The following is a 12,256-nucleotide window of genomic DNA, read 5'->3' as shown; positions in this document are numbered from 1 at the left end:
CGTGTTGAGTCAGGAGCAACCTTTTTCTGCCATAAACATGCTTTTAAGCATTACTGCCCTGCCAGCGCCACCACCGGATCCAGTCCCGACGCCTTGCGCGCCGGCATGAAGCCGAACACCAGGCCCGTCACCACCGCGCAGCCAAACGCGCCGCCGATGGCGCTCAGCGAAAAGATCACCGGCACTTCCCACACCAGCAGCAAAGCGGCAAACGTGATGCCGACCACGATGCCGGCCACGCCGCCCACCACCGACACCAGCACCGCTTCGGTCAGGAACTGGCGCAAAATGTCGCGCCGGCGCGCGCCCGTCGCCATGCGGATGCCGATTTCACGCGTGCGCTCGCGCACCGTCATCAGCATCACATTCATCACGCCGATGCCGCCCACCACCAGCGAGACGGCAGCGATCAGGCTGAGCATCATGGTCATATTGTCTTGCGTGCGCGCTTCGGCGGCGATCGAGGCGGCTGCATTGCTGATGCCATAGTCGCGGATGCGGTGGCGCTCGAACATGGTCTCGTCGACGGCTTTCTCGGTTTCGGCGATGCGCTTCACATCGTCGGCCGCCAGCACGATATAGGTCGGCTCGCGCTGGCCGAAGACGCGGATGCCGGCCGTGGAAAACGGCAGCAGCAAGACGTTATCTTCATCCTTGTCGCCCGTCAGCGCGCCTTTCTCGCTCATCACGCCGATCACCTGGAACGGTACATTGCCGATCAAGATGGTTTCACCGACCGGATTCGGGATGTCGGGCATCAGTTTATGCGCCAAACGCCAGCCCAGCACGGCGACGGTGGCCATCTCACGCTCGTCCTGCTCGGTAAAAAAGCCGCCATAGGCTACCGGCCAGGTCTGGATCTGCGGCAGCGCCGCGCCCGTGCCCCGCACATAGGTTTGCACATCGAGGTTGCCATGCCGGATCACCTTGTTGCCGGTGACGTTAGGCAGCACGTGCGCAATGCCCGGCACGTCGGCCAGCGCCTCCAGGTCGGCCAGGGTGATGCTGCGCCCGGGGATGCGCGAGCTTTCGCCGATCGATGACATATATAAGAGGTTGGAGCCAAACGCCCCCAGTTGCGCCATCACTTGCTGGCGCGTGCCCAGGCCGATGGCCAGCATGACGATCACGGACGCCACGCCGATGATGATGCCCAGCAGCGTCAAGCCCGTGCGGAAGCGGTTAATCCACAGCACGCGCCAGGCGGCCCGCGCCGCATCGAGCAATTCCGTGATCAGGGAAGCACCCGTGTCATGCGCCGCGCCCGACATATCGAGCGGCGGCAGCGCGGCGGCCGTCGCTGCTGCGGCAACGGCGCCCGAATCTGCGATGATTTCGCCATCGCGGATCTCGATCACGCGGCGCGCCTGGGCCGCCACCTTGCGGTCGTGGGTAATCAGGATGATGGTGTGGCCTGCGTCCGCCAATTCCCCCAGCAAGGCCATGACTTCGGCGCCGCTGCTGCTGTCCAGGGCCCCCGTCGGTTCATCGGCCAGGATGATGCGCCCGCCATTCATCAGCGCGCGCGCAATCGATACGCGCTGCTGCTGGCCGCCCGACAGCTGGTTCGGACGGTGGTCCAGGCGCTCGCCCAGGCCCAGCCTTTTGAGCAGCGCGGCCGAACGGGCGTGGCGCTCGGCAGCCGGCATGCCCGCGTACAGGGCCGGCACTTCCACGTTTTCGCGCGCCGATTCGGTGGCGATCAGGTGGTAGCCCTGGAACACGAAGCCGAACGCCTCGCGCCGCAGCCACGCCAGTTCATCGGGGTTCAGGCTGGCCACGTCCTGGCCGGCAAAGTGATACGTACCATCGCTGGGCCGGTCCAGGCAGCCCAGTAAATGCATCAAAGTCGACTTGCCGGAACCGGATGCCCCCACGATGGCGACGAATTCGCCGGCGGCGATCGACAGGCTGACGCCGCGCAGCACTTCCACGGCCGGCGCGCCATCGTGGCCGCCGTAGCGCTTGCGTATGCCTTGCAGTTCGATCAGGGGCAGAGGTTTGTCAATTTGATTCACCTCGCTCATAGCTGGAACCTGCTGGCGCCGTTACCGGCCGGCTGCTCTCCCGTGACCAGCAATTCGCCTTCGCGCAAGCCGTCCAGCACTTCTGCGTTCAGGCGGTTGCGCACGCCCACTGTCACCGTGCGCGTATCGACCTTGCCATCCGCCCCCTGCACCCGCGCCGTGAATGCACCGGCCTTCGCCCCCTCCTGGGTCGAGGGTTTCAAGGCTGGCAAGGGCACGGCCAACACATTCCTGGCCGACGCCGTGACGAACACCACTTGCGCCGTCATTTGCGGCATCAATTCGCCGTCCGCATTATCGACGTCGAACAGCACGGTATAGAGAATCACCTTGCTGGTCGATGGCGCCAGCGCCGTGCCGCTGCTGCTGCCGCCCGGCACCGGCGGCGCCGGCAGCACTTGCCGCACCTTGCCGCTCCAGCGCCGCTGGTCGCCGCCCAAAGTGGTGAAATACACGGGCATCCCGGGGCGCACCTTGCGCACGTCCGCCTCCGACACTTCCGTCCACACCGTCATGGCTGACAAATCGGCGATGCGCAGGATGTTTGGCGTCTGATAAGTGGCGTTCAGGGTTTGCCCCTCTTTTGCATCGAGTCCCACCACCTTGCCCGCCATCGGCGCGTAGATGCGCGTATAGCCCAGGCGCGCTTCATCGGCCTTCAGGCTGGCCTGGGTCTGGTCGATCTGCGCCTTCAAATGGTCGATCCTGGCGGCGGCCGAAGCCAAAGTCGCTTCCGCCGTTTCCACGTCGGCCAGCGGGGTGGAATCGAATTTGGCCATTTGCTGCTGGCGCCCGTGCTGCTGGCCTGCCAGGCGATGCTGCGCCTGCTGGTCGGCCAGCTGTGCGCGCAAACCGGCCAGGGCGGCGCGGCCCGCGTCGACCGTGGCTTGCTGCACGCTGGGATCGATCTCGGCCAGCAACTGGCCTTTTTCCACGCTGCTGCCCGGTTGCACGTGCAGGCGCGTGATCTGGCCCGACACTTGCGCGCCTACGTCGACATAGGTTTGCGGCTGCAAAGTGCCGATGGCCGTGACACTGGCCTCGATATTGCCGCGCCTGACTGGCGCCGTGTCGAACACAGTTTTCGGCGTACGCGTGGCCCAGACGGCGCCGGCGCCGAACAGGACCAGCAAAACTGCGCTGCCGATGATGCGCGCGCGGCGCTGTGGCGTGCGGGCGGCCATCAGGAAGTCGCCTTGTGGAAAATCAAAGAGGGTGTCGCCAAACGTGAAAAATGCATCTATCTATCCTTGAAAATAGCCATCAGAATTACTGCATAAAGGTCACCAGCCCTGCCAGCGCGGCGACGGCTGCCAGCAGGGAACTCCGCAACAGCAGCTTGGGCGCATACGGCAGCAGCAAGGCCACCAGCAGTGCACCGGCCGAAATAAACCCCACCCAGGCGACAAAGCCGACGGTGGCGCTCCAGCCAGCCACGCAAGGCCAGATGGCCAGCGCCAGCAAGAGCGTCCCCGCTATTTGCAAGGCGCGCCGCACGTTGATGGCAGCATCGCGGCCCCAGACCTGGCCATGGTGGCGATCCATCGCCAGGCTCAGGCTGGCCATGCCCGCATACGACAGGCCCAGCGCACATAAAATCACGTTCATCCCTCAGCTTCCTTCCATCGTTGTCTGCAGGCAGGCCGGCGCCGCCCGCTCTTTCGCGACCGCTTTCCTGGCCGGCTTTTCCTTGCGTTTATGGACTTTCCAGGCGCCCCAGGCGGCCAGCAAGCCGAAGGCCACGCTGCACAATTCCACGCCGGCGCTTTCCCAGTCGCCGCGCGCGATCTGCGCCAGCAGGTTGTCGCCCGTGCTCAGCACATTCAAGACGGGCAGCAGCAGGCACAGCACGGCCAGCAGCGCCAGCTGCTCGATCCATCCGCGTTTTTCCGGACGCAGGCAGGCGTGCAGCAGCATCAAGAACCACACGCCAAAGAAGGCCCGCACTTCCCAGCCCGCACGCTGTTCGATGCCGACGGGGATCAAGCGATTCGCCCACAGGTAGCCGATGCAGGCCACGGCCAGGCCGGCGATCGCCGCCACGTTCAGGCATTCGATCATGCGGTACACCCTTTCGGTGGCGCTGCCGAACTCACCGCCCGCCTTCTGGCGGCGCTTGACCATGAACAAAATGGCGCCCGTGCCCATCATGGCCGTGCCGGCCAGGCCGCACAAGAAATACAGCCAGCGCATGGGCGTGCCGCCAAAGCCTGCCATATGCAGATTGGACATCACCATGCGCGTGAGGCCTGCAGGCCCCGAGTCGGCGTTGCCCGGCTGGCGCACGGCGATCTGCTCACCGGTGGCCAGCGCATAGCAAGCCATGCCCGTATTGGCGCTGATCCGCTTGAGCGTGTCGCTTTCTTCATTCCAGCCATACATGCAGACGCGCATGGAGGCGTCGTTCGGATTGTCCAGCACCACGGCGCGGATTTCCTGATGGATGGCCTGTTCGGCGCGCAGCGCGTACGGCTCCAGGTCAGGGATCGCCATCGCCGCCCCTGTGCGGGTGGGTTTGCCCACATCATTCCAGTCGCTGAGAAAGGCTTTTTTGCCGTTTTCCATGCCGTATTGGGCCACCACGGGCGCCGGCACGTAGTCATCGCTGAAAAACGCGATGCCCGTATAGGCGATCATGAACTGGAACGGCAAGGTCAATACGGCCACCGCGTTATGCGCATCAAGCCAGGAACGCTGGCCCTTGGCCGGGCGGAAGGTAAAGAAATCCTTGAAGATGCGTTTATGCGTGATCACGCCGCTGACCAGCGCCACCAGCATGATCATGGTGGTGATACCGACGATCCACACGCCGATGCGGCCCGCATGCAGCTCATAGTGAAAATCGACGAAATGGTGGCCGCCGATGGTGTCGCGCTGGTTTGCTTCGCGCGCATGCTCGACCGGCGCACCCGTCAGCGGATTCAGGTCGGCCGAACCATAACCGCCGCTGGGCTGGAACCAGTAGGCGGACAAACCCTGGCCGGGCCGCTGCACGGGCCAGATTTCCCACATATCGGCCTTCGGATGCTCTTTTTCCATAAAATCGAGCGCCAGCGTCAGGCGCTTGGCGCGGTCCGTGACCTTGGGCAGTGGCGCATCGTTTGCGTGCGCCGCCTCTTCCAGTGCGTGTTCCGGCGTCATCCAGTGGCCGATCGGGTCATCGAAGACAGCCAGGGAGCCGGTCAGGAAGATGGCGAACAAGAGCCAGGAGATCCACAGGCCGCACCAGGTATGCAGCCAGGCCATGGCTTGCCGCAAGCCTCCTTGCTGTGGCGTTTTTACTACTTTTTCTACCGTCGTGCTCATGCGCCACCCCGCGACAGCAGCAGGCCCAGGCCGCCACAAACGATGGCTGGCAGCAGCATGCCGATCCAGGCGCGGCGCAAGTCCTGCACGGCAAACACCCAGATCACGGCGCAGGTATACACCACGAAAGCGCTCAGGGTCGCCGTCAGCACGGCTTCGGCGCGCGACATGGGCAGCACGGCAGCGAGCAGTACGGCCACGCCGGAAGTGAGGGCGTAGCCGCCAAAAATGGCGGCCAGCACGCGCGATAACAACAGCATAGGGGCGGATTTCATCACTTCAGCGCCCCTGGCAATGGTTGTTGTGCCCGCTGGCAAGCCTTGTACGTCAGATGCATCACACTGCGTCCTTCCATCAAAATGGTGAAAAATGTGTCTCTCAACTACAGGTGCCGCGAGAATGCAAAACGGGCAGCCGAAATGAAAAATATTTTTTGAAGGAGACTACCGGGCCGCTTCCAGCGTGACCCAGTAGCGGGTCCGGCTGCGCACCTGCACCGGCAGGGAATTGGGCAGCATGTTCAGGATGCGCTGCGTGTCGGCCAGCGGAAAGACGCCCGACAGGCGCAACTGGGCCACTTCGGGCGCGCAATGCAGGACGCCAGGCCGGTAGCGCGACAGTTCGGCAATAAATTCAGCCAGGGTCACGTCATCGACGATCATTTGCCCGCGCGACCAGGCGTCGGCGTAGGCGTCCAGCGCGTGCGGCGGATCGGTCTGCAGGCGCGAAAAGCTCACGCTGCGACCTGCCGCCAGGTGCAATGGCGCGCTGGCGCTGTCGCGTGGGCGGACCTCGACGGCGCTTTCAAACACGTCGACCGTACTTTTCCCCGTATCCTGGCGCACGGAAAAGCGCGTGCCCAGCGCGCGCACCAGGCCTTCGCTGGTAGACACCACCAGCGGCGCGTCGCTGCCGGGACCATGGCCGCTGACAACAAGAATCTCGCCGGCCAGCAGTTCGATCAGGCGGCGCTGGCCATCAAAACGTATATTCATGGCCGAACCGGTATTGAGCGTGACCACGCTGCCGTCGTGCAGTGCCACCTCGCGCCGCTCGCCGGTGGCCGTGCGGTAGTCGGCGCGCAAGCTGCGTGCACCCTGCCAGGCGTCGGTCTGCGCGGCCAGCAAGCCGGTGCCACCCGCTACACCCAGCCACAGCAGCAACTGGCGCCGCTTGCCATTGGCTGGCGCCCCGGCGCTGGACAGCGCCTGCGCGGCCGCGCCACGGTGCAAACCGTTCAAGCGCTGCGTGACGGCTTCGATATGCTGCCAGGCCCGTTCATGTTCCGGGTCTTGCCCGCGCCAGCGTAAGCAGGCGGCCCGCTCCGCCTCGCCCGCCTCGTCCGACATCAGCACGGTCAGCCACTCGGCCGCCTGCTCTTCCACGGCCTCGCTGATGGCGGCCCGCGCGACGGGTTCGCACAGCATGGTCATGCCGGCAAGGCAAAAAAAACGTGGCGGTTGGCGCGCGTCAGGTATTGCTTGACGGAACTGCTGGACACGCCCAGGCGTTCGGCGATTTCGGCATAGCTGAGGCCATCGAGTTGCGCCAGCAAAAACGCCTGGCGCACGGGCGGCGGCAAGCCATCGAGCGCGACATCGATTTCCTGCAGCGCTTCGAGCGCCAGCAAGCGCTCTTCCGGCGCGGGCGCCAGCTCGGGCGGCAAACAGGCCAGGGCCGCCAGATACGCTTCTTCCAGCACTTGCCGGCGATAACGGTGCGCTACCAGGCGGCGCGCGATAGTTGCCAGGAAAGGACGCGCCTCGCGTATCTGCGGCGCAGTTCCCGCCGTCAAGACACTGATAAAAGTATCTTGCGCCAGGTCCGACGCTTCGAAGGCATTGCCCAGCTTATGCCGCAGCCAGCCCTGCAGCCAGCCGAAATGGCTGCTGTAGAGCGCGTGCAGTTCTTGTTGCTGGGTAATTTCGGCGGCCGGCATGGCATCCCTTTCAGCGCAGGCCTGGTTCGCCCGATGCGCCCGATGTAAATAAGAATTATTCTCATTTTAACCTTGTCGTAGCTTTCATGCAATCACAGCATTGCCAACGACACCAGGCTGTGTAAAAAGAGACAGCTTGCGGCCCGGTGCCGGCCAGGGCCGCCACAGCAGCGCGATGGGGTAAAATGGCGGCCATCGTCCGGCTAGCGCCGTCTCATCTTCAGCTTTCCATTGCAGGTTCATCATGCTAGATAATCTTACCCAGCGGCTTGCCAAAGTCGTCAAGACCATGCGCGGCGAGGCGCGCCTGACCGAATCGAACACCGCCGAGATGCTGCGCGAAGTGCGCCTGGCGTTGCTCGAGGCCGACGTCGCCCTGCCTGCCGTGCGCGAATTCATCGCCAAAGTCAAAGAAAAAGCCATGGGCGAGGATGTCATTTCCTCGCTGACCCCAGGCCAGGCCCTGGTTGGCGTGGTGCAGCGCGAGCTGGCCGCCATCATGGGCGCCGACCTGGGTCCGGAAGCGTCGCAGATCAGCTTTGCGCAGCAGCCGCCCGCCATCATCCTGATGGCCGGTCTGCAGGGTGTGGGTAAAACCACCACCGTCGGCAAGCTGGCGAAATACCTGAAAGAAGAAAAGAAAAAGAAAGTGCTGACCGTCTCGGCCGACGTGTATCGTCCGGCCGCTATTGCCCAGCTGCAATCGGTGACGTCCCAGGTGGGCGCCGACTTCTTCCCGTCCACCAGCGCCGACAAGCCGGTCGATATCGCCCTGGCCGCGCTGGACTGGGCCAAAAAGCATTACCACGATGTGCTGATCATCGATACGGCCGGCCGTCTGGGTATCGATGAAGAGATGATGCGTGAAATCGCCGCCGTCCACGGCGCCGTGAAACCGATCGAAACCCTGTTCGTGGTCGACGCCATGCTGGGTCAGGACGCCATCAATACGGCCAAGGCCTTTAATGATGCGCTGCCGCTGACCGGTATCGTGCTGACCAAGCTCGACGGTGATGCGCGCGGCGGTGCGGCCCTGTCGGTACGCCATATCACGGGCAAGCCGATCAAGTTTGCCGGCGTCTCGGAAAAGCTCGATGGCCTGGAAGCATTCGATCCGACCCGCATGGCCAACCGCATCCTGGGCATGGGCGACATCCTGGCGCTGGTGGAAGAAGCGCGCAAGGGCGTCGACAGCAAGGCAGCGGCTGACCTGGCGCAAAAGATCAAGGTCGGCGGCAAGTTCGACATGAACGACTTCAAGGCGCAACTGGGCCAGATGAAGAAAATGGGCGGCATGGCCAATCTGATGGACAAGCTGCCAGCCCAGTTCCAGCAGGCGGCAGGCGGCAAGAACATGGACCAGGCCGACAAACAGGTGCGCCGCATGGTCGGCATCATCGATTCGATGACACCACAGGAACGCGCCAAGCCTGAACTGATCAAGGCCACCCGCAAGCGCCGCATCGCCGCCGGCGCCGGCGTGCAAGTGCAGGAAGTGAACCGCATGCTGACGCAATTCGAGCAAATGCAGACGATGATGAAGAAATTGTCGGGCGGCGGCATGATGAAGATGATGCGCAGCATGAAGGGCATGATGCCTGGTATGAGATAAAGCTTCAAAATCTACTGCGCGGCGCGCTTTGCGGCCGGCGATGCTCAGCAGCTCGGCGCCCCGGCACTCAGTGCGCTTGCGCTTCTCGGCCACAAATCATCCCCGCTCGCTACGATTTTGAAGGCTTTCCATACGCCGCGTATCCAAGTTCTGAAGGTCAAAAACATCGCTCCAAAGTAATGCCGGACTGCACTTTCTTGTGTCCGGCATCACCGCTCCCCCGCTTTTCCCTCCCCCTCCCCGCATAGCCAGCAACCATGCCATTTTTGGGCAAAAACGCCCTTCCGCGGCCTTAAGCGCTGCGCCCGGGAGACAGGCGCGTCTTTTCGTTACTTTTTCCTCGTGAAAACGTGAAAAACACTTGCATACTGTCTAAATCCCCACCAATATTAGCCGTGCGATCAATTGCGCAATTTCCCATGTGTTTGTTAAGGAGGCTCGAAGATGGCAACAGCCAAAAAAACCCCAGTAGCAGCGCCAGCCAAAGCAGCAGCAGCCAAGCCTGCCGCAGCGAAGAAAGCAGCACCCGCAGCCAAAGCAGCAGCTAAACCAGCAGCGGCGAAGAAAGCGGCAGCACCGGCAACACCACGCAAACCAAACGCAGCATTCATGAAAGCCATGACGCCATCGAAAGACCTGGCGGCCGTCGTTGGCGCAGCACCACTTCCGCGCACTGAAGTGACCAAAAAGGTATGGGATTACATTAAAAAACACGATCTGCAAGATCCGGCCAACCGCCGCATGATCAATGCAGACGACAAGCTCAAAGCCGTTTTCAGCGGCAAAGCCCAGGTCTCCATGTTTGAAATGACGAAACTCATCTCCGATCATTTGAAATAATAAGAACGACGCAGGGCTAGCAAGCCATGTGAGTGCCCCGCCACACTACTGTGAGCGGGGCATTTTTTTGCTAGTCAGCCGGGGTCAGACCCGGCGGGTCTGACCCCAGATGGTACAAACTTCCACTGCTGCCAAGCAGCCCGCACCGCATTCGGATACTCGGGCCGGCCACGGCTGCCGTTGTAGCGGCCCAGCGCCAGGTACACATCGCCTTTTTCCATATCCAGGTACATGCGCAGGATGGAACAGCCATAACGCAGATTCGTCTGCATGTGGAACAGCTTGCTGCGGTCGCTGTCACCGATGACGCCCGTCCAGAACGGCATCACCTGCATATAGCCGCGCGCACCGGCCAGCGAAACGGCATACTTGCGGTAGGCGGACTCCACCTGTATCAGGCCCAGTACCAGGGCCGGTTCCAGGCCCGCGCGGCGCGATTCATACCAGACGGTTTCCAGGAATTCCGTGCGCAGCTGGGTATCGGGCAGCTTGCGCTGCAAGCGCTGCGACATTTGCGCCAGCCATTGCTGGTAGCGCTGCAGTTCGATGAGTGAGGTAAATCTGGCTTGCGGCGGACGTTCGTCCAGGATGGCTTGCGACAAGGCCAGCCGTACGGAATCGGCCAGCGCCTCTTCCTTCTGGTTGCCAGCCTGCGCCGGGATGGCGCAGGCCAGGCAGGCGGCCAGCGCGAGGGCGCCGGCCGTTTTACTTACTTGCATGCGCTTCACTGCGCCATTTTGCCCTGGATGAAGGCGACGATCTCGTCCGGCGCCACGCCGGTCGCTTCCGTGTCGCGGCGGCCCTGGTATTCCAGCTTGCCTTCTTTCAGGCCGCGCTCGCCGATGACGACGCGGTGTGGCACGCCGATCAGTTCCCAGTCAGCAAACATGGCGCCAGGACGCAAGCCACGGTCGTCGACGATGACATCGACGCCAGCGCCTTGCAGGGCGGCGTACAGCTTCTCCGTCTCTTCCTTGACCAGTTCGCTACGATCCATGCCCATCGGGCACAGCACCACTTCAAACGGCGCGATCGAGGCAGGCCAGATGATGCCCTTGTCATCGAAGTTCTGTTCGATGGCGGCGCCCAGGATGCGCGTGATGCCGATGCCGTAGCACCCCATCTGCAATGGCGCAGGTTTGCCGTTTTCATCGAGGAAGGTGGCTTTCATGCTTTCCGAGTACGCCGTACCCAGCTGGAACACGTGGCCTACTTCGATGCCGCGCTCGATCGCCAGCACACCCTTGCCGTCTGGCGAAGCATCGCCGGCAACCACATTGCGCAAGTCGGCCACGATGGCAGGCTCGGCCACGTCACGGCCCCAGTTGGCGCCCGTGTAGTGGAAACCGCCTTCATTCGCGCCGCAAACGAAATCATTCATTTGGGCAACTGTACGGTCAGCAACAATCGTCACTGGCGCTTTGGTGCCGATCGGGCCCAGGTAGCCAGGAATGGAACCGTAGACTTCCAGGATTTCTGCTTCCGTCGAGAAACGATGACCGGCCAGGCCGGCTACCTTGCCTACCTTGATCTCGTTCAACTCATGGTCGCCGCGCAACAGCAACATGAAATACTGTTTAGTCACTTTGCCGTCTTGCTCCGTTTCCACCGTCAGGGCGATGGTTTTCACGGTTTGCGCCAGGTCCAGGCCCAGCAAGGCCGCCACGGTCTCGCACTTGACGGTGTCCGGCGTCGCCGTTTTCGTCAATGGCTGGCTGGCGGCAGGACGCTGACCCACTGGCGGCAGCGCTTCGGCCGCTTCCATATTGGCAGCGTAGTCGGACGTCGGGCAATACACAAGCGCGTCTTCGCCCGTATTGGCGATCACGTGGAATTCATGCGAGCCGGAACCGCCGATGGCGCCGTTGTCGGCCGCCACGGCGCGGAATTTCAAGCCGAAGCGCGTGAAGATGCGCGTGTAGGCGTCGAACATGACTTTATATGATGCTTGCAGGCCGGCCAGGTCGCGGTCGAACGAGTAGGCGTCCTTCATGGTGAATTCGCGGCCGCGCATCAGGCCAAAGCGTGGACGGCGCTCGTCGCGGAACTTGGTCTGGATGTGATAAAAGTTCAACGGCAGCTGGCGGTAGGATTTGATTTCCGTGCGCACGACATCGGTGATGACTTCTTCCGAGGTCGGCTGGATCGCGTATTCGCGGCCGTGACGGTCTTTTACGCGCATCAGCTCGTCGCCCATCTTGGTCCAGCGGCCCGTCTCTTGCCACAGTTCAGCAGGTTGTACGAGCGGCATCAGCAGTTCGATACCGGCGGCCTTGTTCATCTCGTCACGCACGATGGCTTCCACCTTGCGGATCACGCGCAAGCCCATCGGCATGTAGGTGTAAATGCCGGAACCGAGGCGTTTGATCATGCCTGCACGCATCATTAATTGGTGGCTGACGATTTCCGCGTCAGAAGGTGCATCTTTAAGTGTGGAAATAAAAAAACGGGAGGCGCGCATAACGGTGAATTCTTTTTAAAAAGAGAGGGTTATAATCAACCTAATTTTAAAGGATTAGCTGGCTGATGCGT

The 12,256-nt window shown here is 62.5% G+C and carries 12 protein-coding genes; 2 read left to right on the top strand and 10 right to left on the bottom strand.

Going from position 1 to position 12,256, the window contains the following annotated elements; all coding sequences use genetic code 11:
- Window positions 1-50 precede the first annotated feature (50 nt).
- The 8 genes from ACL9RI_RS00330 to ACL9RI_RS00295 form a co-directional block, all read right to left on the bottom strand.
- Complete coding sequence (locus ACL9RI_RS00330) at window positions 51-2,027, bottom strand: MacB family efflux pump subunit (protein ID WP_422724633.1); 1,977 nt, start codon at window positions 2,025-2,027, stop codon at window positions 51-53.
- On the bottom strand, window positions 2,024-3,211 hold the full coding sequence (locus ACL9RI_RS00325) for an efflux RND transporter periplasmic adaptor subunit (RefSeq protein ID WP_422724632.1): 1,188 nt from the start codon (window positions 3,209-3,211) through the stop codon (window positions 2,024-2,026). Before ACL9RI_RS00325 ends, ACL9RI_RS00330 begins: the two co-directional genes overlap by 4 nt.
- A gap of 85 nt (window positions 3,212-3,296) precedes the next feature.
- Entirely contained in the window at window positions 3,297-3,635 is a 339-nt protein-coding gene (locus tag ACL9RI_RS00320; protein ID WP_422724631.1) for a DUF3325 domain-containing protein, read from the bottom strand.
- Between the two features lie 3 nt (window positions 3,636-3,638).
- Window positions 3,639-5,333 carry a PepSY-associated TM helix domain-containing protein gene (locus ACL9RI_RS00315; protein ID WP_422724630.1) on the bottom strand — a complete coding sequence of 565 codons (1,695 nt, stop codon included), beginning with the start codon at window positions 5,331-5,333 and terminating at the stop codon, window positions 3,639-3,641.
- Window positions 5,330-5,608: a hypothetical protein gene (locus ACL9RI_RS00310; protein ID WP_422724629.1), complete on the bottom strand. Its 279-nt coding sequence runs from the start codon at window positions 5,606-5,608 to the stop codon at window positions 5,330-5,332. Before ACL9RI_RS00310 ends, ACL9RI_RS00315 begins: the two co-directional genes overlap by 4 nt.
- Window positions 5,609-5,776: 168 nt before the next feature.
- The gene (locus tag ACL9RI_RS00305) at window positions 5,777-6,760 is read right to left on the bottom strand and encodes a FecR domain-containing protein (protein ID WP_422724628.1); all 984 of its coding nucleotides are present in this window, start codon (window positions 6,758-6,760) and stop codon (window positions 5,777-5,779) included.
- Between the two features lie 2 nt (window positions 6,761-6,762).
- Complete coding sequence (locus ACL9RI_RS00300) at window positions 6,763-7,272, bottom strand: sigma-70 family RNA polymerase sigma factor (RefSeq protein ID WP_422724627.1); 510 nt, start codon at window positions 7,270-7,272, stop codon at window positions 6,763-6,765.
- Window positions 7,273-7,356: 84 nt separating this feature from the next.
- Complete coding sequence (locus ACL9RI_RS00295; protein ID WP_422724626.1) at window positions 7,357-7,518, bottom strand: hypothetical protein; 162 nt, start codon at window positions 7,516-7,518, stop codon at window positions 7,357-7,359.
- Here ACL9RI_RS00295 and ffh point away from each other — a divergent pair.
- Both ffh and ACL9RI_RS00285 read left to right on the top strand, forming a co-directional pair.
- On the top strand, window positions 7,517-8,884 hold the full coding sequence (gene ffh / locus ACL9RI_RS00290; protein ID WP_422724625.1) for a signal recognition particle protein: 1,368 nt from the start codon (window positions 7,517-7,519) through the stop codon (window positions 8,882-8,884). The genes ACL9RI_RS00295 and ffh overlap by 2 nt on opposite strands.
- 444 nt (window positions 8,885-9,328) lie before the next feature.
- Window positions 9,329-9,724: an SWIB/MDM2 domain-containing protein gene (locus ACL9RI_RS00285; protein WP_183674888.1), complete on the top strand. Its 396-nt coding sequence runs from the start codon at window positions 9,329-9,331 to the stop codon at window positions 9,722-9,724.
- A 74-nt stretch (window positions 9,725-9,798) separates the two neighbouring features.
- Here ACL9RI_RS00285 and ACL9RI_RS00280 read toward each other — a convergent pair whose 3' ends face one another.
- Both ACL9RI_RS00280 and ACL9RI_RS00275 read right to left on the bottom strand, forming a co-directional pair.
- Window positions 9,799-10,443 (bottom strand): lytic transglycosylase domain-containing protein, encoded by a 645-nt coding sequence (locus tag ACL9RI_RS00280; RefSeq protein ID WP_422724624.1) that lies wholly within the window; start codon window positions 10,441-10,443, stop codon window positions 9,799-9,801.
- A 5-nt stretch (window positions 10,444-10,448) separates the two neighbouring features.
- The gene (locus ACL9RI_RS00275) at window positions 10,449-12,185 is read right to left on the bottom strand and encodes a proline--tRNA ligase (RefSeq protein WP_422724623.1); all 1,737 of its coding nucleotides are present in this window, start codon (window positions 12,183-12,185) and stop codon (window positions 10,449-10,451) included.
- Window positions 12,186-12,256: the final 71 nt, after the last annotated feature.

Origin of the sequence: Janthinobacterium sp. Mn2066 (assembly GCF_049319705.1) — a bacterium.
GTDB lineage: Bacteria > Pseudomonadota > Gammaproteobacteria > Burkholderiales > Burkholderiaceae_D > Janthinobacterium.
This window is presented reverse-complemented; position numbering and strand designations above follow the sequence as displayed.